This window comes from Pseudooceanicola aestuariicola, assembly GCF_045763785.1.
Taxonomy (GTDB): Bacteria; Pseudomonadota; Alphaproteobacteria; order Rhodobacterales; family Rhodobacteraceae; genus Pseudooceanicola.
Map to the genome: position 1 here is coordinate 464121 of NZ_JBJGSF010000002.1, position 20831 is coordinate 484951.

Annotated in this window: 19 protein-coding genes; 12 read left to right on the forward strand and 7 right to left on the reverse strand. The window is 63.0% G+C overall.

Annotation, left to right across the window (positions count from 1 at the left end):
• Positions 1-6: 6 nt before the first annotated feature.
• From ACI3GR_RS10180 to ACI3GR_RS10205, 6 genes are read left to right on the forward strand one after another with little or no spacing between them, the layout of a single operon-like run.
• Positions 7-1194 (forward strand): acyl-CoA dehydrogenase family protein, encoded by a 1188-nt coding sequence (locus ACI3GR_RS10180; RefSeq protein WP_407494223.1) that lies wholly within the window; start codon positions 7-9, stop codon positions 1192-1194.
• Between the two features lie 4 nt (positions 1195-1198).
• A complete protein-coding gene (locus ACI3GR_RS10185) occupies positions 1199-2251 on the forward strand; it encodes an acyl-CoA dehydrogenase family protein (RefSeq protein ID WP_407494226.1) in 1053 nt (350 codons plus the stop codon).
• 57 nt (positions 2252-2308) lie between these two features.
• On the forward strand, positions 2309-3106 hold the full coding sequence (locus ACI3GR_RS10190; protein ID WP_407494227.1) for a thioesterase family protein: 798 nt from the start codon (positions 2309-2311) through the stop codon (positions 3104-3106).
• Positions 3107-3154: 48 nt separating this feature from the next.
• Positions 3155-4126, forward strand: coding sequence for an amidoligase family protein (locus ACI3GR_RS10195; RefSeq protein WP_407494228.1), 972 nt, complete (start codon positions 3155-3157; stop codon positions 4124-4126).
• A complete protein-coding gene (locus ACI3GR_RS10200) occupies positions 4123-4833 on the forward strand; it encodes a gamma-glutamyl-gamma-aminobutyrate hydrolase family protein (RefSeq protein ID WP_407494230.1) in 711 nt (236 codons plus the stop codon). The genes ACI3GR_RS10195 and ACI3GR_RS10200 overlap by 4 nt, the downstream gene beginning before the upstream one ends.
• A gap of 50 nt (positions 4834-4883) precedes the next feature.
• On the forward strand, positions 4884-5792 hold the full coding sequence (locus ACI3GR_RS10205) for a cation diffusion facilitator family transporter (RefSeq protein WP_407494232.1): 909 nt from the start codon (positions 4884-4886) through the stop codon (positions 5790-5792).
• A gap of 10 nt (positions 5793-5802) precedes the next feature.
• Here the strand turns inward: ACI3GR_RS10205 and ACI3GR_RS10210 are convergent, their stop codons facing one another.
• The 4 genes from ACI3GR_RS10210 to ACI3GR_RS10225 all read right to left on the reverse strand — a co-directional run bounded on the left by ACI3GR_RS10210 (position 5803) and on the right by ACI3GR_RS10225 (position 8345).
• Positions 5803-6528: a helix-turn-helix transcriptional regulator gene (locus ACI3GR_RS10210; protein WP_407494234.1), complete on the reverse strand. Its 726-nt coding sequence runs from the start codon at positions 6526-6528 to the stop codon at positions 5803-5805.
• On the reverse strand, positions 6528-6893 hold the full coding sequence (locus ACI3GR_RS10215; protein WP_407494236.1) for a VOC family protein: 366 nt from the start codon (positions 6891-6893) through the stop codon (positions 6528-6530). The genes ACI3GR_RS10210 and ACI3GR_RS10215 overlap by 1 nt, the downstream gene beginning before the upstream one ends.
• Before the next feature lie 64 nt (positions 6894-6957).
• Positions 6958-7674, reverse strand: a complete 717-nt coding sequence (locus ACI3GR_RS10220) for a hydroxypyruvate isomerase family protein (RefSeq protein ID WP_407494238.1) — start codon at positions 7672-7674, stop codon at positions 6958-6960.
• Between the two features lie 74 nt (positions 7675-7748).
• The gene (locus ACI3GR_RS10225) at positions 7749-8345 is read right to left on the reverse strand and encodes a DUF1285 domain-containing protein (RefSeq protein WP_407494240.1); all 597 of its coding nucleotides are present in this window, start codon (positions 8343-8345) and stop codon (positions 7749-7751) included.
• A gap of 67 nt (positions 8346-8412) precedes the next feature.
• Here ACI3GR_RS10225 and ACI3GR_RS10230 point away from each other — a divergent pair, with 67 nt between their 5' ends.
• From ACI3GR_RS10230 to ACI3GR_RS10245, 4 genes are read left to right on the forward strand one after another with little or no spacing between them, the layout of a single operon-like run.
• Complete coding sequence (locus ACI3GR_RS10230; protein ID WP_407494242.1) at positions 8413-9426, forward strand: AAA family ATPase; 1014 nt, start codon at positions 8413-8415, stop codon at positions 9424-9426.
• Positions 9423-10319 carry a DUF58 domain-containing protein gene (locus tag ACI3GR_RS10235; protein WP_407494244.1) on the forward strand — a complete coding sequence of 299 codons (897 nt, stop codon included), beginning with the start codon at positions 9423-9425 and terminating at the stop codon, positions 10317-10319. The genes ACI3GR_RS10230 and ACI3GR_RS10235 overlap by 4 nt, the downstream gene beginning before the upstream one ends.
• Entirely contained in the window at positions 10316-13087 is a 2772-nt protein-coding gene (locus ACI3GR_RS10240) for a DUF4159 domain-containing protein (RefSeq protein ID WP_407494246.1), read from the forward strand. Before ACI3GR_RS10235 ends, ACI3GR_RS10240 begins: the two co-directional genes overlap by 4 nt.
• Positions 13084-15138, forward strand: coding sequence for a hypothetical protein (locus tag ACI3GR_RS10245; protein ID WP_407494248.1), 2055 nt, complete (start codon positions 13084-13086; stop codon positions 15136-15138). Before ACI3GR_RS10240 ends, ACI3GR_RS10245 begins: the two co-directional genes overlap by 4 nt.
• On the opposite strand, the gene ACI3GR_RS10250 is transcribed toward ACI3GR_RS10245, so the two are convergent.
• From ACI3GR_RS10250 to smpB, 3 genes are all read right to left on the reverse strand, one after another.
• Complete coding sequence (locus tag ACI3GR_RS10250; RefSeq protein WP_407494250.1) at positions 15135-16319, reverse strand: amino acid aminotransferase; 1185 nt, start codon at positions 16317-16319, stop codon at positions 15135-15137. The two genes, ACI3GR_RS10245 and ACI3GR_RS10250, sit on opposite strands and share 4 nt — an antisense overlap.
• Before the next feature lie 2 nt (positions 16320-16321).
• Positions 16322-17182, reverse strand: a complete 861-nt coding sequence (sseA, locus tag ACI3GR_RS10255) for a 3-mercaptopyruvate sulfurtransferase (RefSeq protein WP_407494252.1) — start codon at positions 17180-17182, stop codon at positions 16322-16324.
• A gap of 247 nt (positions 17183-17429) precedes the next feature.
• Entirely contained in the window at positions 17430-17903 is a 474-nt protein-coding gene (smpB, locus tag ACI3GR_RS10260; protein ID WP_407494896.1) for an SsrA-binding protein SmpB, read from the reverse strand.
• Positions 17904-18046: 143 nt separating this feature from the next.
• Here smpB and ACI3GR_RS10265 point away from each other — a divergent pair, with 143 nt between their 5' ends.
• Together ACI3GR_RS10265 and ACI3GR_RS10270 are read left to right on the forward strand one after the other, a co-directional pair.
• Positions 18047-19072 carry an NADP-dependent oxidoreductase gene (locus ACI3GR_RS10265; protein ID WP_407494254.1) on the forward strand — a complete coding sequence of 342 codons (1026 nt, stop codon included), beginning with the start codon at positions 18047-18049 and terminating at the stop codon, positions 19070-19072.
• A 211-nt stretch (positions 19073-19283) separates the two neighbouring features.
• Positions 19284-20795 (forward strand): catalase, encoded by a 1512-nt coding sequence (locus tag ACI3GR_RS10270; RefSeq protein WP_407494256.1) that lies wholly within the window; start codon positions 19284-19286, stop codon positions 20793-20795.
• Positions 20796-20831 lie beyond the last annotated feature (36 nt).

Below are 20831 nucleotides of genomic sequence, written 5' to 3' on the forward strand. Positions count from 1 at the left end.
TTAGATATGGATCTGAACTTCACCCCCGAAGAAGAGGCGTTTCGCCAGGAAGTCCAGGATTTTTTTAAAGAAAACCTGCCTGATGACATCCGCGATGCCGTGAAGAACGGCGGCGAGCTGACCAAAGAGATCATGGAGCGTTATCACGCGATCCTGAACGAAAAAGGCTGGCTGGCGGCGACTTGGCCCAAGGAATACGGCGGCCCCGGCTGGGGTCCGGTTGAACGGCACATCTTCGAAGAGGAAAGCTGCGCCGCTTATGCACCGCGGATCGTTCCCTTTGGCCTTAACATGCTTGGCCCCGTGCTGCAGAAATTCGGCACGCAAGAGCAGAAAGACTATTACCTGCCGCGCATCCTGAATGGCGACGACTGGTGGTGTCAGGGCTATTCCGAACCGGGTGCCGGGTCGGACCTTGCGTCGCTGAAAACCCGCGCCGTGCGTGAGGGTGACGAATGGGTCATCAATGGTCAGAAGACGTGGACCACGCTTGGCCAGCACGCCAACATGATCTTCTGCCTGTGTCGTACTGATCCAGACGTGAAGCAGCAGGAAGGCATTTCCTTCATCCTCGTCGACATGTCCACGCCCGGCGTCGAAGTGCGCCCGATCAAGCTGATCGAGGGTGGCCATGAGGTGAACGAAGTCTTCTTTACCGACGTACGTGTCCCGTACGAAAACCTTGTCGGCGAAGAAAACAAAGGCTGGACCATCGCCAAGTACCTGCTGACCCACGAACGTACCGGGATCGCAGGCGTCGGTTTCTCCATGCTGGAGCTGGAAGAAACCAAAGAACTGGCGAAAAAGGTCATGCGCAACGGCAAGCCGCTGATCGAAGATCCGCTGTTCGCTGCCCGCATCGCGCAGGCCGAAATTGATCTGGAAGCGATGAAGCTGACGAACCTGCGGATGCTGTTCACGGCACAAAAGCAGGGCGCACCGGGGCCGGAAACCTCGATCCTCAAGATCAAGGGCACCGTCATCAACCAAGAGTTCAAGGACCTGCGCCGCCGTGCACTCGGGGCCAACGCGGCACCCTTCCCGGGGTCGCTCTCCGGCTCGAACCTTGATGTCGCACCCGAAGGGCAGGCGAACAACGCCGCGCGCTACTTCAACAACCGTAAGACGTCGATTTTCGGTGGCTCGAACGAGATCCAGCGAAACATCCTGACCAAGACTATGCTGGGACTGTAATCAGATGAATTTTGACCTGACCGAAGATCGCCAGATGCTGCAGGACAGCCTGCGTCGTTACCTTGGCGATAAGTACCAGATCGACCACCGCAACAAGGTGGCCTATGCCGAACCGTTCCATGACCCTGCCAAGTGGGGCGAGTTGACGGAACTGGGCGCGCTCTTTGCGCTGGCACCCGAAGAGGCCGGTGGCATGGGTGGCACGGGCTTCGACATCTCTGTGGTGTTCGAAGAACTGGGCCGCGTTCTGTGCCCCGAGCCTGTTCTGGGCGCGCTGATGGCATCCCGCCTGATGACCGCCGCAGGCGCGGATCAAGAGGCGCTGCTCTCCGGTGAAACCCGTTATGCAGTGGGTCTGGGCGAAGTGGATGCGCCTTACGACATGGCGTCGATCCAAGCGACGGCGAGCGGCGACAAAGTCTCGGGCCGGAAATCCATCGTCTATGGCGGGCAGGCGGCTGATGTCTTCTTGGTCGCGGCCAAGGAAGGTGACAGCCTGAACGTCTACGAAGTGGCGGCGTCTGACGCGTCGGTCACGGGCTATGCCATGATGGACGGTGCTGGCGCGGCCGAAGTCGTGCTGGAAAACGCACCTGCCAAGCTGCTGCTGGAAAAGGCGGATGAAGCGGTTCAAGACGCGATCAACGCGGGCATCGTGGCGCTGTGCTCCGAAGCCGTGGGCGCGATGGACGTGCTGCACAAGATGACCGTGGAATACCTTGGTCAGCGCAAACAGTTCGGTCGTCCGATCGGCACGTTCCAGGTGTTGCAGCACCGTGCCGTGGACATGCTCACCGAGATTGAGCAGTCGCGCTCGATCGTCATCAAGGCCGCTGCAGAACTGGGTGGCAAAGACGCGTCGCGCTATTGCTCGATGGCCAAGAACCTGATCGGTCGCGCCGGTCGTCTGGTGGCCGAAGAAGCGATCCAGCTGCACGGTGGTATCGCGATGACTTGGGAATATCCCGGTTCGCATTATGCTAAGCGCATCATCATGATCGACGCGCAGCTGGGGGATACCGATTATCACCTTAGCCGTGTGGCCTTCGCTGCTTAATCCAATGATCAGAGGGCCGGGGGAAATCCCGGCCCTTTTTCTATGCTTGGGGTGCTTATGACCGACGAAATCGTTCCGTCTCTGGGCGACATGGTGCGCGACCTTTCGGGTCAGGATGGCCGGATCGCCGCGCGGATATCGCCGCACTGGATGCAGGGCCGCACGGCCTTTGGCGGGATCACCGCCGCGCTGGCGCTGGCTGCGACACGCAAGGCACTGCCAGAGCTGCCCGCCCTGCGGTCGATGCAGGTCAGCTTTCTGCGGCCCATCAGTGAAGAGGTCGAATTTAAGGTCGAGTTGATCCGCGCAGGGCGGTCGTCTTCCTTTGTTCAGGTCGATTGCATCAGCGCCGACAAGCTGGGCGCGCGCTGCACCTTTGTGTTCGGCGGCCCCCGCGAAAGCGCCTACACCCACGACTATCTGGCCGACCAGAATGTGCCCGGCCCCGACGACAGCCCCCAGCTGATCCGCCGGTCCTCTGGCCCGAGCTTCTTCAAGAATTTCGAAGCACGGTTGGCCGACGGCGCGCAACTGGCCTCTGGCTCTGACCGGCCCGAGATGATCGTCTGGACCCGCCTTGCCGCCCGTGACGACGTCGACCCGGAAATCGCCTTTATCTGTAACGCCGACAACCTGCCGCCCGCGGCCATGGCGACGTTCACTGCCGGGGCTCCGGTCAGCACGATCACTTGGGCGCTGGATGTGGCGCGGATGCCCACCGACAACGACTGGCAGGTCACCCGCACGACATCCAAACACTCGGCTGACGGCTATTCCGTGCAGGACATGGAAATCCGGTCGCGGGATGGGATGCTTCTGGCCTCGGCCCAGCAGTTGGTGGCGCTTTTCGCCTGAGGCGGGAACCCAAACGGGGTCAACTGGTTGTCCTAAAAAGAGGGCAACATGACAGACAGTACTTTCAAACCCCTTCCGAAGGACACGGATTTCGACGGGAACCCCCGTCTAACCGGGGTTGAGATCGAATATTCCGGCGTTTCTGCCGAAGACACGGCCAAGATCGCCACCCGCGTTCTGGGTGGTGAGGCCGAGAATACAGACGAGCACGCGTGGGAAGTCACCGGGTCCGAAATCGGCAAGATCGAGATCTACCTCGACACTGCCCTGCGTTATGCCGACGACAGTGCCGCCAAGAAGATCGGGCTGGACGTGGGCAAGGCCGTGATCCCTGTGGAACTGGTGACGGAACCGCTAACCCGCGACCAGATGGTCAAGCTGGATGAGTTGCGCGACGCCCTGCGCAAAGAGGGGGCCGAAGGCACCCGATCTGGTATGGCCTATGGGTTTGGCGTGCACTTCAACCCGGCCATCGCAAGCTGCAACGCCGAAGATATTACCGCCCCCCTGATCGCCTACGCGCTGATCGAAGACTGGATGCGTAAGGCCGAACCCATCGACCTGAGCCGTCGTGTTCTGCCCTTCACCGATCCATATCCCACCGATCTGGTCAAAGCCTTCTGCGACGCGGGCGTCGTGGAACCTGCCCGCGCGATGGAGCTGTATCTGGAACACGCACCCAGCCGGAACTATGGGCTGGATATGCTGCCGATCTTTGCGTGGCTGGATGAAAAAACCGTGCGCGATGCCTTGGGTGATGATCCGACCTCGGCCCGGCCGACGTTCCATTTCCGTCTGCCCGACAGCCGGATCGACGAAAAGAACTGGTCGCTGGCGATGGAATGGGATCGCTGGCGTCTGGTCGAAACGATTGCCGCCGACCGTGATCTGCTGGATCGTCTGATGTCCGAATGGTTGGATCAGCACGGGTCCATCACCCTGCGCCGTTCGCCTTGGGCGGAACGCTGCGGAGAGATCCTGTCTGATGCCGGTCTGGTCAAAGAGGTGGATTTCGCATGAGCCGCCCTCTGATCGGTGTCACCACCTCGAAACGCTCTGGCTGGCGCATCTTTCCGCTGGTCGCGCTGAACGTCTGGCTGGCGGGCGGTAAGGCCGTCCGCTGGGGCGCAGGCCGTCCTGCGGATGTCAGCAGCATCGACGGTCTTATCATCGGCGGGGGCGACGATATTTCCCCCGACCTATACGGCGGCGAGGTTGTTGCTTCTGCCCGGCTCGACCCTGCCCGCGACGCGCTGGAACGGCGTCTGGTGGGTGAGGCGCAAGAGCAGAACAAACCCGTTCTGGGCATCTGCCGCGGGTCGCAGATGATCAACATCGCCCTCGGCGGTACTTTGGATCAGGATGCCTATGCCACCTATTCCGATAGCCGCTATTACCGCACCGTCCTGCCGCGCAAAACCGTGCGGGTGCTGCCGGATACGCGATTGATCGAACACACCGGGGCTGACCCGATGAAGGTCAACGCGCTGCATTCGCAGGCGGTGAACAAGCTGGGCGAAGGTCTGCGGGTGGCCGCGCGCGACAGCGGCGGCATGATCCAAGCCATCGAACGGGTCAGCGATCCCTTTGCCCTAGGTGTTCAGTGGCACCCAGAGCATCTGTTTTATGCCCGTCGCCAGCGTGCGCTGTTCCGGGCCTTGGTCGCTGCGGCCAAAGCCGGGAAGAAAAGCGAAAACCAGATCGAGGCCGCTGGTCAGGCCGCGTAACCCAGATCGGGCTTGCCACTTGGCGCTCGATCTGACGTTCTGGCCGCAAGATGCCCCACGATCATTCGCACCATCACCACGCTTTGCCCGCTGACGGGGGTGACAAGAACCTGTGGCTGGCCACCGGGATCAACCTGATCCTGACGCTGGCGCAGATCGTTGCGGGCGTGATCTCCGGCTCTCTCGCGCTGATTGCGGATGCGATCCACAACCTTTCTGACGCAATTTCATTAATTCTGGCGCTGGCCGCGCGGCGGATTGCCCGGCGGCCTGCGGATGCGGGGATGACCTTCGGCTATGGCCGGATCGAGGTCGTCGCGGCCTTGGTCAATTACACCACGCTGATCATGGTGTCGGTTTGGCTGGCCTCCGAAGGGGTGATGCGCCTGATCGATCCGCAGCCGGTCGAAGGCTGGATCGTGGTGATTGTTGCCGGGCTGGCGCTAGTGATCGACGCGGTTACGGCGCTGCTGACCTATCGCATGTCCAAGGACAGCATGAACGTCCGCGCGGCCTTTCTGCATAACGTGGCTGATGCGCTTGGGTCGGTTGCGGTGATCGTCGCGGGAACGCTGATCCTGCTTTATGACTGGCGGCTGATCGACCCCATCGTCACGCTTGGCATCGCGGCCTACATCCTGTGGCACGCCGGGTCTGAGGTGATGCCCGCCATCCGCATCCTGATGATGGGCAGCCCCGATAAGACCCAGACGCAAGAGGTGCTGGACGCGCTGCGCACCATTCCGGGGGTCACGGACGTTCACCACCTTCACCTGTGGCGGATGCAGGAACACGAAACCGCGCTAGAGGCGCATGTGGTTCGCCAAGATGGGTTCGGGGATGAGGTGCGGCTGGCCGCCAAGGCGCTGCTGGCGGATCGGTTTCACATCCACCATTCGGTGATCGAAATCGAACCGGCAGACGCCGCCTGTCAGGATGTCCCTGCCATCGGGCACTAGGGGTCAGGGATCAGATGACCGGCCCGGATGAGGGCGGGGAATAGCCGCGCCGTCGCTGCAGGTCGTAGAAGGCCATCAGGGTTTTGTCGCGGTCGTCCTTGAACGGCTCTCCCAGCTCCATCCGGTCGATACGGTCCACGCGGAAGTTTCGAAAATCATTGCGTAATTCGCACCACGCGACCAGCGTCCAGACCTTGCCCCAGAAAAATAGCCCAAGCGGGCGCAGCAGACGCTGATCGGTGGCGCCCCCGTCTTTGGCCGTGTCCTTGGTATAGTCGATGTCGATCCGGTGGCGGGCGTTGATCGCGGCCTCGATCCGGTCCAGCCGGTCGCGCACAACATCATCGATCCCGTCAAAGGTCAGGGCGTGGATCTGCACCCGTTCCAGCCGCGTCTTGGCATCGTCGGGCAGGACCGCGTTGATCTTGACCAGCGCCTCTTCGGCGGCGGCGGCCATGGACAGCCCGCCCCAGGCGCGGATCAGCCGGGCGCCGGCGACCAGCGCCACGATTTCGTCTTGGGTAAACATCAGCGGCGGCAGGTCATATCCCCCGCGCATGACATACCCGACCCCGGCCTCCCCTTCGACAGGGACGCCAGAGCCGATCAGGTCGGCCACGTCGCGGTAAATGGTGCGTTCGGAAACTTCCAGCTTTTCAGCCAGTTGCCTTGCAGTGACAAGCCGACCGCCCCTTAGAAACTGGACGATCTGAAACAGGCGGTCGGCGCGTCGCATCAGGCGGCCCGTTCGAACAGACCGATGGAATTGCCATCGGGGTCGGTGCATTTGGTGAACCGACCCACCGGGATCGGGATCGGCCCCATGACGACCGTGCCGCCAGCTTTTTGCAGACGTTCGGTCGCGGCCTCAAGATTGTCAGGAACGGCCAGATGGATGGTAGGGCCGCTGCCGTCCTTGGCAGGGGCGCCGGGGTACAGGTGGCCGTGGCAGCCCTTCATGTCGGACGCAAAGTTGGCCATCGGCATCGGGCCGGTGTCGTCCATGGACAGGGTCCACTGGAATACCTCGCCATAAAAATCTACGGCGGCGGCGATGTCGGATACGGGGATTTCGGTCCAGACGGTGGTTTCGGTGGTCATCGATTTGTCTCCATCAAGTGTTTCGATGGGGTGGGTATGACATACCCCTCCTGACAGCATTCTGTCAGGAGGATTTCAGCATCCACGACAAAGTTTCGTCCGGATCGGCCGAGGGCGCATATTCCGCGCCGGCCCAGCCGTCATAGCCTTCGGTGTCCAGTTGCGCGAAAAATGTGGTCAGGTCGATCTCTCCTCTTCCGGGTTCGTGCCGTCCGGGGTGGTCGGCGAATTGCACGTGGCGCACCAGATCGCGGTGCTTGGCCCATGTGCCCATGACGTCGCCAGTGATCCGATGCGCGTGGTAGGCATCGAATTGCAGGCCGAGGTTGGGGGCGTTTACGGCGCGAATAATGTCAGCCGCCAGATCGAAATCGTTCAGGAAATAGCCGGGCATATCGACTGGGTTGATCGGCTCGATCGTCAGGGATTGGTCGGGCGATTCTGCGCAGGCCCATGTCAGGTTGTCGATCAGGCAGGCTCGCGCGTCGTCGCCTGTTGCTACGCCCGACATGATGTGCAGGTGCTGCGCCTTGAGGGTCTGCGCATAGCGCAGCGCGCGGCGGAAATCGGTGCGGAATCGGTCGCGGTCGGCGGGGACGGCGGCGAAGCCTCGGTTGCCGCCTGTGTAGTTCGGCGGCGGGCAATTGATCAGCGCCAGCGGCAGGCCTGACAGGTCCAACGCCCGGCGCAATTCGGGCGCGGGGATATCATAGGGAAACAGGATCTCCACCGCCTCGAATCCGGCAGCCTGCGCCGCGTAGACGCGTGACGGCAGGTCCAAGTCCTTCCACAAAAACGAAATATTCGCACAAAAACGGGGCAGGGCGGTCGCTCCTTCAGGCTGCGACCGCTTGGTTAATCGGTCGTTAACTCATCTGACGGGATGATGGGAAAAAACGAGCCCTGTGACCAGAGGCCAAACCAAGAGGCACCTTCATGTTCCCGATGCACCCCCAGATCAATCAGCCGGTAGAAACTTTTGCGGTCAATCAGCGCCTCAAGCCTGCGCCGGATCGTGACGTAGGGCGACGGCTCGCCCGTTTCCGCATCGCGGACCACCCGGATCGGGTTGTCAGGCCCTGCCGTCGCCTGATCGCCCACCGTGGTGTGAAACGTCAGCGCCTGCGCCTCTCCGGTCCCCGCGACCTCGAAATCCACGGCAAGAAAGGGCGCGTCCTCGACCTCGATCTCGACCTTCTCGACCGGGGTGACCAGCATATAGCGGTCGTCGTCGCGGCGCAGAATCGTCGAAAACAGGCGGACCAATTCCGGGCGATTGATGGGCGTTCCTTCGTGAAACCAGATGCCATCGCGCGTGATCTTCATGTCGATCTTGCCCCTGTCGGGCGGGTCCCATTTGTCCACCGGGGGTAGCCCGCGCCCTTTGGCTGCTGCTTTTACCGAGGCAGCAATCGCGTCTGCCGAGGGTTTCACGTTATTTTGTGCACTCATTCCTTTTGTCATCCCTCTTTCGCGCGATAGACTTATCCCAAACATAGTCCCCGACGGAGCCTTTGCCATGACCGCAATCCAAGACGACGACCTAGTTGCCCAGATCGAAGCGGTCGAAGCCAAGCTGGCCACAGCCCGGAAATCCATCGAACGACGGTTCATCGGGCAGGAAAAGGTGGTCGAACTGACCTTGGCGTCGCTTTTGTGCGGTGGCCACGGGTTGCTGATCGGTCTGCCGGGTCTGGGGAAAACCCGTCTGGTGGATGCGCTGTCGACGGTGATGGGGCTGGACGGGAATCGCATTCAGTTCACGCCCGACCTGATGCCTGCCGATATTCTGGGCTCCGAAGTACTGGAAACGGCCGAGGATGGATCGCGGTCGTTCCGCTTCTTGCAGGGGCCGATCTTCTGTCAGTTGCTGATGGCGGACGAAATCAACCGCGCCTCGCCGCGGACGCAGTCGGCACTGTTGCAGGCGATGCAGGAAAAGCAGGTGACCGTTGCGGGCGAAGACCGTGATCTGGGCCATCCCTTCCACGTGCTTGCCACGCAGAACCCCATCGAACAGGAAGGCACCTATCCGCTGCCCGAAGCGCAGTTGGACCGTTTCCTTGTTCAGATCGACGTCGAATATCCGGATCGGGAAACCGAGAAGGCTATCCTGATCGCCACCACCGGCGTCGAGGAAGAAGAGGCTCATCAGGTGTTCACCGCGCAAGAACTGATCGACGCGCAGAAACTGCTGCGCCGGATGCCCGTTGGGGAATCGGTTGTGGAACAGATCCTCGATCTGGTGCGGGCGTGCCGCCCGGATGATCCTTCGGCCTCGACCCGCGTGCGCGAAACGGTGAACTGGGGTCCCGGTCCGCGTGCCGCGCAGGCGCTGATGATGACCGTGCGGGCGCGGGCGATGCTGAACGGGCGGCTTGCGCCCTCGACCGAAGATGTGGTCGCGATGGCGCGGCCCGTGTTGTCGCACCGGATGGGCCTGAACTTTGCCGCGCGCGCCCGGGGTGACAGTCTTGCCGCGCTGATCGAAGAAACCGCCGCCACCGTGACCGGCGCCGAGGCCGCCGCGTGAGCCAAACCCCCACCCTTGTTCAGGACCCTCGCGAATTACGCGAACGGGCGGAAACGCAGGCAGCCAGCCTGCCGCCCCTGCTTGCGCGGGCTGAACATCTGGCGGGCACCGTCCTGCTGGGCGATCACGGGCGTCGCCGGTCGGGGCTGGGGGATGATTTCTGGCAGTACCGCCCCGCGCAGCCGGGCGATCCGCGCCGCTGGGTCGATTGGCGCAGATCGGCGCGCAGTGACGAACGGTATGTGCGCGAACGCGAATGGCAGATCGCGCAATCGGTGATGCTGTGGGTCGATCAGGCGGCGTCGATGCGGTTTTCGTCCGACGCGCGGTTCCCCGAGAAATGCGAACGCGGTCGCCTGCTGGCGCTGGCCACGGCGATCCTGTTGATCCGGGGTGGCGAACGTGTTGGCCTGACCGGGACGCTGCTGCCGCCACGGCGTGCGCGAAACCAAATCCTGCGACTGGCCGAATTCTTCTCTCAGGCGGCGGAGGGCGATTATGGCGTGCCGGAACACCGCGCGATGATCCCCAATGCGCGGGCGTTGTTCGTGTCGGACTATCTGGGCGATATGGATCAGGTCGAATTGGCCCTGACCAAGGCCGCTGACCGTGGCATCCGGGGTGTGCTGCTGCAGGTTCTGGACCCGGCCGAGGAATCCTTTCCCTTCAAAGGCCGCACGATTTTCCAATCGATCGGCGGCACTGTCGAACATGAAACGCTGAAGGCCAACGACCTGCGCGACCGGTACCTTGTGCGGCTGGCCGAACGCAAAGATCGGCTGGACCAGCTGTGCCGCGCGACGGGCTGGCAATACATGATCCACCACACGGATCATTCGGCGCAATCGGCGCTGCTGACCATTTATCAGGCGCTGGATCGGGGGACGTCATGACCTTGGGCCCCATCGGATTTGCCGCACCTTGGTTGCTGGTCGCTTTGGCGGCGCTGCCGATCCTGTGGATCCTGCTGCGCGCTATTCCACCTGCGCCGATCCGGCGGCGGTTTCCCGGTGTGGCGCTGCTGCTGGGGCTGACGGATGACGAACAAGTCACCGACCGGACGCCATGGTGGCTGCTGTTGTTGCGGATGCTGGCGGTCGCGGCTGTGATTATCGGGCTCGCCGGCCCGGTGCTGAACCCTTCGGACGAGGCAGAGACGGGCAATGGTCCGCTGCTTGTGGTGCTTGATGGCTCGTGGGCGTCGGCCCGCGATTGGGATGCGCAAAGCGATCTGATCGATGGCGTACTGGCCGAGGCTGGGCGTCAGGGGCGCACCGCCTCTGTCATTCGCCTGACGACGCCTGAAACGCCTGTCTTCCGCGCTGCCGACACATGGCGCAGCCGTCTTCCCGGCTTTGACGCCCGCGCATGGGCGCCGACTGCGCAGGATATTCGCGCGGTGGCCGAGGCGCTGCCCGATACGGATTTCGACACCTATTGGATTTCCGACGGGCTAGACCGCGATGGCCGATTTGCCCTGCTGAACGCGTTAGAAGATCGCGGCACCGTCACGATCTACGAAAGCCCGCGCCCCGCCTTGGGCCTGCGCCCCGTGGTGATCGAAGACGGCGCGCTATCCGTGACTGCCGTCCGCCCGCTGGCACTGGGGGAGCGTGAGATTACCGTGCAGGCCATGGGACGCGATCCGTCTGGCACGATGCGCACGCTGGCCAACCTGCCGATGATGTTCGCAGACGGAGAGACGGTGGCTACCGCTGCCCTGTCCCTACCGGCCGAACTGCGCGCGCGGGTCACCCATATGGCCATTGCCGGTGAACGGACCGCCGGGGCGACGACCCTGTCTGACGACAGTTTCCGCCGCCGCGAAGTCGCGCTGATCGGCACCCGGCAGGAGGGCGAAACGCTCGACCTGTTGTCGCCCATGCATTACCTGCGCAAGGCGCTAGAGCCGTCGGTGGACCTGCTGGAAGGCCCGCTGACCGACATCCTGCCTGCCAACCCCGATGTGATCGTTCTGGCCGACGTGGCCGCCCTGTCCGCGCTGGAAGAAGAAGCGCTGACCGATTGGGCGTCCGACGGCGGATTGCTGCTGCGTTTTGCCGGGCCGCGACTGGCGGCCAGTGATGTCAGCCGCGACGCCGAAGACCCGCTTATGCCCGTGCGCCTGCGCGCCGGTGGCCGCAATGTTGGCGGCGCGATGAGCTGGGGCGAACCCAAGACACTGGCCCCCTTCGACGCGGACAGCCCGTTCAACGGGTTGGACGTGCCGGACGACGTGACCGTGGCCAGTCAGGTCATGGCGCAACCGGACCCGTCGCTGGCCCAACGCGTGATCGCGCGGCTGTCGGATGGTACGCCCTTGGTGACGCGCAAGGCCATCGGTCAGGGGCAGGTTGTGCTGTTCCATGTCACCGCCAATGCGGAATGGTCCACGCTGCCCTTGTCGGGCCTGTTCGTGCAGATGCTGGAGCGGCTGTCGGTGTCATCGGCAGCGACACGCCCCGAGGCCGCTGATCTGGAAGGCACCACATGGCAACCCGTGCAGATCCTGACGGCGGATGGCCGGGTGGTTCGCGCGGGCACTCTGCCCGGTGTCGCCGGAGAGCAGTTGATTGATGGCGATCTTAGCGGCGCGTTGCAGCCGGGATTGTATCAAAGCAGCGACCGGACCTTGGCGCGCAATGTGCTGGGGGCCGAGGCCGAGTTGATGCCGGTTCAGTGGCCGTCCCGCCTGCGGGTCGAAGGGATGACCCGCGTCGAAGAACAACCCCTTGGTGGCTGGTTGCTGGCCCTGTCGCTGGTGCTGCTGACGGCCGATGTTCTGGCGACTTTGGCCTTGTCCGGGCGTTTGTCCGGTGGCCGGGTCGGATCGGGCATGGCCGTGGTTCTGCTGGCGCTGATGGTGGCGGCACCGGGTGCCAAGGCGCAGGAGGCGTCCGAGGATTTGTCGCGCGCGATGGAAGCGACGTCAGAGGTCGTGCTGGCCCATGTCATCACCGGCAACCCGCAGGTGGACGACGTGGCGCAGGCCGGCTTGCGCGGGCTGGGGCAGGTCCTGAACTTCCGCACCTCCGTTGAGCCGGCAGAGCCGATGTCGGTGAACCTTGAGACGGATGAGCTGGGGTTTTACCCGCTGCTGTACTGGCCGATCACGCCGGATCAGCCGGTTCCGTCGGACGTCGCCTATGAGAAACTGAACCGCTATCTGCGTACGGGCGGGATGATCCTGTTCGACACGCGCGATGCGGATGTGGCGGGGTTCGGCACGTCATCGCCCAATGGGCGCAAGCTGCAGACGCTGGCCGCGCCGCTGGACATCCCCGCGCTGGAGCCAGTGCCCGAAGACCATGTTCTGACGCGCACCTTCTATCTGCTGCGGGACTTTCCGGGGCGGCATGTGGGCCGATCCGTCTGGGTCGAAGCCGCGCCGCCGGATGCCGAATTTGTCGAAGGGATGCCGTTTCGCAACCTCAATGACGGTGTGACGCCGGTGGTGATTGGCGGAAACGACTGGGCGGCGGCTTGGGCCGTGGACGACCGCGGTGGACCGCTGGTGCCGATTGGCCGGGGCTATTCGGGCGAACGGCAACGCGAAATCGCGTACCGCTTTGGCGTGAACCTGATCATGCATGTGCTGACAGGGAATTATAAATCCGATCAGGTCCATGTGCCTGCGCTTCTCGACAGGTTGGGTCAATGACCGGAACGATCGTCTTCTCTCCTTTGCTGCCGTGGGTTCTGGTTGGGATCTTCGCCGCCATCGCCGTGGTTGGCGTGGTGCTGGCCGTTTGGCGAGGGCTGGCAGGCTGGGCGTTGCGGGGGCTGGCCGCCGTCGTGGTGATCGCCGCGTTGACCGGGCCGTCGTGGCGGCAAGAAGATCGCACGCCTTTGACCGACATCGTGATCCTTGTCGAAGACCGCACCGCATCGCAGCGGTTGTCGGACCGCGCCGAACAGACGGAAGAAGCCGCCGAAGCGCTGGCCGCCCGCATCGCCGCCCGCCCGAATACCGAGGTGCGCCGCGTTACGCTGGCCGATGCACCGGGGGATGAGGGCACGCGCCTGATGACCGCCCTAGCCGACGCGCTGGCCGAAGAACCGCGCGCCCGCGTGGCGGGGATGATCCTTTTGTCGGACGGGCGTTTGCACGATCTGGATCAGGCCCCCGACCTGCCCGCGCCGCTGCACCTGCTGCTGACCGGAGAGCCGGAGGATTGGGACCGCCGTCTGATCGTCCGCAACGCCCCGGCCTTCGCCATTCTGGACGAAGAGGTCACGCTGACCCTGCGGATCGAAGATGCAGGCGACGCGCCCGAGGCGGCGCAGGTGCCGCTAAATATCTCGATCGACGGGGGTGAGCCGCAGGAATTCATGGTCGCCACCGGTGTCGATCTGGAACTGCCCTTGGTGCTGCCGCACGGAGGGCGCAACGTGATCCGGTTTTCCACGCCAGAGGCCGAGGGCGAGCTGACCGCGCGCAACAATTCGGCCATCGTGCAGATGAACGGCGTGCGGGATCGGCTGCGTGTGCTGCTGGTGTCGGGGGAGCCGCATGCCGGTGGGCGGACGTGGCGCAACCTGCTGAAATCCGACAGTTCAGTCGATCTGGTGCATTTCACCATTCTTCGTCCCCCGGCCAAGCAGGACGGTGTTCCGGTGTCGGAACTGTCCCTTATCGCCTTTCCCACGCGTGAGCTGTTCATGGACAAGGTCGACGACTTCGACCTGATCATTTTCGACCGTTACAAGCGGCGCGGGATCCTGCCTTCGATCTATCTGCAGAACGTCGCGGATTACGTGGATCGGGGTGGCGCGGTTCTGGTCGCTGCGGGGCCCGACTTTGCGTCGGCCGACTCGCTCTATCGCTCCCCGTTGAACGCGATCCTCCCGGCCGAGCCGTCGACGGCCCGTGTCATGGAAGAAGCCTATCGCCCCACCGTCACGGACCTTGGCCGTCGGCATCCCGTGACGTCGAACCTAGAGGCCGAATGGTCTGGCGACTGGGGTCGCTGGATGCGGCATATCGACGTGGATGCCAGCGGGTCCGACGGAGAAGTGGTGATGTCCGGCGTAGATGACCGCCCGCTGTTGATCCTTGACCGTGTGGGCGAAGGGCGCGTGGCGCTGCTGGCCTCGGACCACGCGTGGCTGTGGAACCGCGGATATGAAGGCGGTGGCCCGCAGTTAGAATTGCTGCGGCGGCTGGCGCACTGGATGATGAAAGAACCGGAGCTTGAGGAAGAGGCGCTGACCGCCGAAGCCGAAGGCCAGTCGATGCGCATCATCCGTCGCACCTTGGACGACAGCGTGGGTCCCCTGACGATCATGCGCCCGGATGGAGAGATTGAAGACCTGACCCTGACAGAAACCGCGCCCGGCGTCTGGACGACCGACTATACCGCGCCGGAAATCGGTTTGTATCGTCTGGCCGAAGGCGAGCTGGAATCGGTCATCGGCATCGGCCCGTCCGCCCCACGAGAGTTCGAGCAAACCATCGCGGATGGAGAGCTGTTGGAGCCGACGGTAGAAGCAACGCGTGGCGGTGTGCGGAACCTAAGCGACGGCATCCCCAGCATCCGTGACGTGCGTCCCGGGCGTCCTGCATCGGGCCGTGGCTGGCTGGGTCTGACGCCACGCGATGCGTTCGAAACGCGCGACGTGCGTCAGGTGCCGTTGATGCCTGCGTGGCTTGTGCTGCTGGTGGCGTCGGCGCTGATCCTGGCCGGGTGGCTGCGCGAAGGTCGGCGTTAAGCGCAGACCGTCGCGATCGCCTGTGCCAGACGCGGGATATCCTTGGACGACAGGCCCGCGATGTTCATGCGACCATCCCCGATGATATAAATCCCGTGGTCTTCACGCAGGATCCGCAGTTGTTCCGGGGTCGCGCCGAGCCGGGAAAACATCCCGCGCTGCGATCCAAGAAAGGCAAAGCGGTCTGATCCGGTGGCGTCGCGCAGGGCGGTGGCCAGTTCAGCGCGCAGGGTGTTGATCCGGACCCGCATGTCCGACAGTTCGGTGGCCCAAGTGCCGCGCAGGGTGGCGTCGTTCAGGATCATCTCGGTCACCTTCGCGCCGTGATCGGCGGGGAAGGAATAGGCCAGACGGTTCAGCGTGGCGAGGTTGCCATAGATCGTCTGCGCGGCCTCAGCCGTGGGGGCGGTGACCAGCACAGCGCCCGCGCGGTCACGGTACAGGCCGAAGTTCTTGGAACAGCTGACGGCGATAATGACCTCGGGGATCTGTTGCACGATTTTGCGGGTGGCCTGCGCGTCTTGGTCCAGCCCATCGCCAAAGCCTAGGTAGGCGAGATCGATCATGACGGTTGCGCCGCTGGCCTTGATCGTGTCGATGATCTGGTCCCATTGCGCGGGGTCCGGGTCTGCGCCGGTAGGGTTGTGACAGCAGCCGTGCAGAAGAACGATATCGCCCGCCGAAATGGCGGCGAGGTCGGCGATCAGCCCATCGTGATCCAGCCCGCCCGTTTCGGCGTCGAAATAGCGGTAGGTCTTGCAGCCTAGCCCGACAGCCTGAACGATCGCGCGGTGGTTGGGCCAGCTTGGATCGGGGATATGGACCGTCGCGCCCTTGTTCGCCAGCCGCGCGAGGTCAAGCCCCTGACGTACCGCGCCAGTGCCCCCCACGGTGCCCACGCCAGTGACCAAGGCGGGATCAATGCTGTCGGCCAGCACCAGATCCGCGATGGCGCGGGTGAATGCCGGGTCTCCCCCTAGCGAGGTGTAGGCCTTGGTCGCCTGCTGATCCAAGAGCGCTTGTTCGGCCTGTTTGACAGCCGCCATGACAGGCGTGGTGCCTGCCGCGTCACGGTAGATGCCGACGCCAAGGTCGATCTTGTCGGCGCGGGGGTCCGCCCGGAAGGCGTCCATCATGGCAAGGATGGCGTCTTCGGGTTGCGCAGTCAGGTTTTCCAGCAAGATCAGTCGCTTTCGCTGCCAGTGGCGACGGGCAGGGTGGGGAAGGCGCCCCATTCGGCCCAGGACCCGTCGTAAAGAGCATGGTTTCGGTTGCCGATGATCTCTAGCCCCAGATTGATGATCGCGGCCGACACGCCCGAGCCGCAGGAGGTGATGACGGGTGTCTTGGTGGTGACGCCGCGCGCCTCGAACACCTTTGCCATATCTTCGGGGGATTTCATCGTGCCATCGTCGGTCTGCAGATCGCCATAGGGCAGGTTGCTGGAGCCGGGGATATGGCCTTTGCGCAGGCCGGGGCGGGGTTCGTCGTCGGTCCCTTCAAAGCGGCCCGCGGAGCGCGCATCGAGGATCACGGTATCCGCCAGCTTTGATGCAGCCGACACCTGCGTGACGTCCTTGATCAGGTGGTTCTGACGACGGACGGTCATATGGCGATCACGGACTACGGGGGGCATGTCTTCGGTGGGGTGCCCTTCGGCCTGCCATTTGGGAAGGCCCCCGTCCAGCACGGCCACGTCTTCCTGACCCATCAGGCGGAACAACCACCAGACCCGCGGGGCCGAGAAGACGCCCATGCCGTCATAGATCACGACCTGATGGCCGTCGCCGACGCCCATGGCGCGCATGCGGGACATGAACTTTTCGACCGGGGGGGCCATGTGCGGCAGGTCGGACCGCAGGTCGCTGATTTCATCGATGTCGAAGAAGCGCGCGCCGGGGATATGGGCCGCGTCGTATTCGGCCTTGGGGTCCCGGTTCATCGCGGGCAGGTACCAGCTGGCGTCAAGGATGCGCAGATCGGGGTCGTCCAAATGGGCGGCCAGCCAATCGGTGGAAACCAAAGTCTTGGGATCGTCCTGCATGTCGCGCTCCTTACTGTCCGTGAAATGCCTACAGGGCGGGGGGTGGTGGATCAAGTGGGGTGGTGGTCCGCGATGAGGGCTGCGAACGTCCGCGGGTGGCGCATGAGCGCCGCCCAGGGGGGCGGCCCCCCTTTCGGGCGATTGCTGCGCAATCCCCTGCCGGGCAATGGGACGCTGCCCGGCGTATCCGCCGGGCGGTACATTTGATTGATGCAGGCGCTAGCAGGGATGAGGCGAAAGCAGCTTGTTAGCCCTGCTTCAGCAACCGCTGCTTCTGACGGTTCCAGTCGCGCTTGGCCGAGGTATCGCGCTTGTCGTGGTTCTTCTTACCTTTGGCGATCCCGATCTTAAGCTTGGCGATGCCGCGATGGTTGAAATACATCACCAGCGGCACCAGCGTCATGCCCTTGCGCGCTGTGGCCTGCCACAGCTTCGATAGCTCTTTCTTGCTGACCAGAAGTTTGCGGCGGCGGCGTTCTTCGTGCTTGAACATCTTCGCCTGTTCGTAGGGCGCGATGTAGCTGTTCACCAGCCAGAGCTCTCCGTCATCGACGGTTGCATAGCTTTCGGCGATGTTTGATCCGCCCTGACGCAGGGATTTGACCTCGGATCCTTCAAGGATGATGCCGCATTCGATATCTTCCTCGATGGCATAATCGTACCGTGCCCGCCGGTTTTCGGCGATCACCTTGTAGTTGGGATTTTCTTTTTCCTTGGCCATGGTCGGGCATAGGTAATGCGCCGGATGCGGTTTGTCACGGTTTCCTCGCGGCAGGACCGTAGAAATTCGGTTGGCATCGCCGCGCGGGTCGATATTCTGCACACCGGATATATTTTTCGCAAATGTTTGGGAGGAGACAGACAATGTCGGACACAATGAAGCGTATCGTGCTGGCCGAACGGCCCAGTGGTTTCCCCGAGGACAAGAATTTTCGTCTGGAAGAGGTGGATATGCCCACCCCCGGCGAAGGCGAGGTGCTGGTCGCGGTGAAATACATGTCGCTGGATCCTTACATGCGTGGTCGCATGGATGACGGCCCCAGCTATGCCGCGCCCGTGCCTATTGGTGGCACCATGGAGGCCGGGGCTGTGGGCGAGGTCATCGCGTCCAACGATCCCAAATTCAAAGTCGGCGATCATGCGTTCGGTATGTTCGGTTGGGCCACGCATGGCGTGCAGCCCGCCAAGATGATGCGCAGGGTCGATCCCGATCAGGCGCCGATCCAGACGTCTCTGGGTGTGCTGGGGATGCCGGGCTTTACCGCTTGGGCCGGGATGACCGCCTATTCCAAGATGAAAGAAGGCGAAACGCTGGTCGTTGGGGCCGCGACGGGGCCTGTCGGGTCGATGGTGGGTCAGCTGGCGAAAAAGGCCGGGCTGCGCGTGATCGGCGTCGCGGGTGGCGAAGAGAAATGCAAGATGGCGGTCGAGACCTTTGGCTTTGACGCCTGTATTGACCATCGGGGCAAAGACGCCAAAGCCATGCGCGAAGCCTTGGTGGCCGAGTGCCCGGACGGCATCGATATCTATTTCGAAAATGTCGGTGGCCCGACCTTGGGCGGTGTGATCCCCCTTTTGAACCTGCACGCGCGGGTGATCGTTTGCGGGATGATCGCTTGGTATTCCGGCGAATCGGACGAAACCGGGTCCATGCCGTTGCAGAAGCTGTGGCGCCATGCGCTGGTCAAACGTCTGACCATTCAGGGTCTGCTGCAGACGGATCACGTGTCGCGGTTTGGCGAGTTCCTGAAAGAGGTCGGCCCGATGGTCGCCAATGGAGAGATCGCCTACGTCGAGGACGTCGAAGAGGGTCTGGAAAACGCCCCCGAGGCATTCAAGGGGCTGCTGAAGGGCAAGAACCTTGGCAAGCTGGTGGTCAAGGTCAGCTAAGCGGGGTGGGGGCGCTGCCCCCGGCCTTGCGACCCTTTCCGGGATATTTTGGCAAGAGGATGGGGCGTGCTGCGGCGCGCCCTTTTCGCGTTCGGAGTGGGCCATGGGGGAGGATCGGGAAAACCTTGGAACGATTCCAAGCGGCGGCGGGTTCTTTCCGTAGACAGCTGCGCCATTTGCGCGGCCCAACCCCATGCCTCAGGAGTTCGCGATGACCAAGCGCCCGACCCTTACCTCAACCTCTGGTAAGCCGTTTCCCACCAATGAAACCTCGATGACCGCGGGCCCGCGCGGGCCATTGTTGATGGAGGACCATTACCTGCTGGAGAAGCTGGCGCATCAGAACCGCGAGCGTATTCCCGAGCGGGTCGTGCACGCCAAGGGCTGGGGCCTTCAGGGCAAGTTCACCGTCACCCACGACATCACCAAATACACCTGCGCCAAGCTGTTTGCCGAGGTCGGCAAGCAGACCGAAGTGCTGTCGCGCTGGTCCACCGTCGCGGGCGAAAGCGGGGCGGCGGATGCTGAACGCGATGTGCGGGGCTTTTCGCTGAAGTTCTATACCGAGGACGGCAACTGGGACATGGTCGGGAACAACACGCCGATCTTTTTTGTCCGCGATGCCTTTAAGTTCCCCGACTTTATCCGCACGCAGAAACGTCACCCCAAGACCAACATGCGCAGCCCCGAGGCGATGTTCGATTTCTGGGCGGCCCAGCCCGAGTCGGTGCATCAGGTGACGATCCTGATGTCGGATCGCGGGATCCCGAAATCACCCGCGCATATGAACGGTTATGGGTCGCATACCTTTTCCATGTGGAATGCCGAAGGAGAGCGGCATTGGGTCAAGTTCCATTTCAAGACCCAGCAGGGGCACGAGACGCTGACCGACGACGAGGCGATGAAGATCATCGGCCAGACGCGCGAAAGCTATCAGGAAGAGCTGTGGAATATGGTCGAGGCGGGGAACTTTCCCAAGTGGACCATGTACATTCAGGTCATGACCGAAGAGCAGGCCTTGGAGACGGAATTCAACCCCTTCGACCTTACGAAGGTCTGGCCGCATGGGGATTACCCGCTGATCGAAGTGGGCGAGCTGGAGATGGACACCATCCCCGAGAACTATTTCCAGCTGGTCGAAAACGCGGCCTATAACCCCAACAACATCGTGCCGGGCATCGGGTTTTCGCCTGACAAGATGCTGCAGGCGCGGGTGATGTCCTATGCGGATGCGCACCGCTATCGGATCGGCACCCATTACGAGGCGCTGCCGGCCAATGCGCCGAAGAACGCCAAGGTGCATCACTATCACAAGGACGGCGCGATGCGGTTCTTTACCAACGATTTTGGCAATCCCGACGCCTATTACGAGCCGAACCAGCATGACGGTCCGGTGGCGGATGAAACCGTGGCCGAACCGCCGCTGCGCATCGATCCGGAGGCAGTCGCCGCGCGGTTCAAGCAGGAAGAAAGCGATGTGGATTTCGTGCAGCCACGCGCGCTGTATTCCGAGGTTCTGAACGATGAAGAGCGTGACAGGTTGCACCGCAACATGGCGGGCGGCATGGCGCCTGTGTCAGACGGTGTGAAAGAACGCTGGCTGGCGGTGCTGAAGAAGGTTCACCCGGATTACGAGGCCGGTGTGCGCAAGGCGCTGGAGACGGGCGAGCATGGGGATCCGGCCCTGCCCGTGACGGATGACACGCCACTCGTTGCGGAGTGATTTTTGGGGGCTTCGCCCCCGACCTTTTAGGCCTCC

Bases quoted from the DNA above. Each gene is read 5' to 3' on its own strand.
- ACI3GR_RS10195 (WP_407494228.1), top strand. From the start codon at position 3,155: ATGACAGACAGTACTTTCAAACCCCTTCCGAAGGACACGGATTTCGAC.
- sseA (WP_407494252.1), bottom strand. From the start codon at position 17,182: ATGCAGGACGATCCCAAGACTTTGGTTTCCACCGATTGGCTGGCCGCC.
- ACI3GR_RS10185 (WP_407494226.1), top strand. From the start codon at position 1,199: ATGAATTTTGACCTGACCGAAGATCGCCAGATGCTGCAGGACAGCCTG.
- ACI3GR_RS10270 (WP_407494256.1), top strand. From the start codon at position 19,284: ATGACCAAGCGCCCGACCCTTACCTCAACCTCTGGTAAGCCGTTTCCC.
- ACI3GR_RS10205 (WP_407494232.1), top strand. From the start codon at position 4,884: ATGCCCCACGATCATTCGCACCATCACCACGCTTTGCCCGCTGACGGG.
- ACI3GR_RS10230 (WP_407494242.1), top strand. From the start codon at position 8,413: ATGACCGCAATCCAAGACGACGACCTAGTTGCCCAGATCGAAGCGGTC.
- ACI3GR_RS10190 (WP_407494227.1), top strand. From the start codon at position 2,309: ATGACCGACGAAATCGTTCCGTCTCTGGGCGACATGGTGCGCGACCTT.
- ACI3GR_RS10210 (WP_407494234.1), bottom strand. From the start codon at position 6,528: ATGCGACGCGCCGACCGCCTGTTTCAGATCGTCCAGTTTCTAAGGGGC.
- smpB (WP_407494896.1), bottom strand. From the start codon at position 17,903: ATGGCCAAGGAAAAAGAAAATCCCAACTACAAGGTGATCGCCGAAAAC.
- ACI3GR_RS10200 (WP_407494230.1), top strand. From the start codon at position 4,123: ATGAGCCGCCCTCTGATCGGTGTCACCACCTCGAAACGCTCTGGCTGG.
- ACI3GR_RS10225 (WP_407494240.1), bottom strand. From the start codon at position 8,345: ATGAGTGCACAAAATAACGTGAAACCCTCGGCAGACGCGATTGCTGCC.
- ACI3GR_RS10240 (WP_407494246.1), top strand. From the start codon at position 10,316: ATGACCTTGGGCCCCATCGGATTTGCCGCACCTTGGTTGCTGGTCGCT.
- ACI3GR_RS10215 (WP_407494236.1), bottom strand. From the start codon at position 6,893: ATGACCACCGAAACCACCGTCTGGACCGAAATCCCCGTATCCGACATC.
- ACI3GR_RS10180 (WP_407494223.1), top strand. From the start codon at position 7: ATGGATCTGAACTTCACCCCCGAAGAAGAGGCGTTTCGCCAGGAAGTC.
- ACI3GR_RS10265 (WP_407494254.1), top strand. From the start codon at position 18,047: ATGTCGGACACAATGAAGCGTATCGTGCTGGCCGAACGGCCCAGTGGT.
- ACI3GR_RS10245 (WP_407494248.1), top strand. From the start codon at position 13,084: ATGACCGGAACGATCGTCTTCTCTCCTTTGCTGCCGTGGGTTCTGGTT.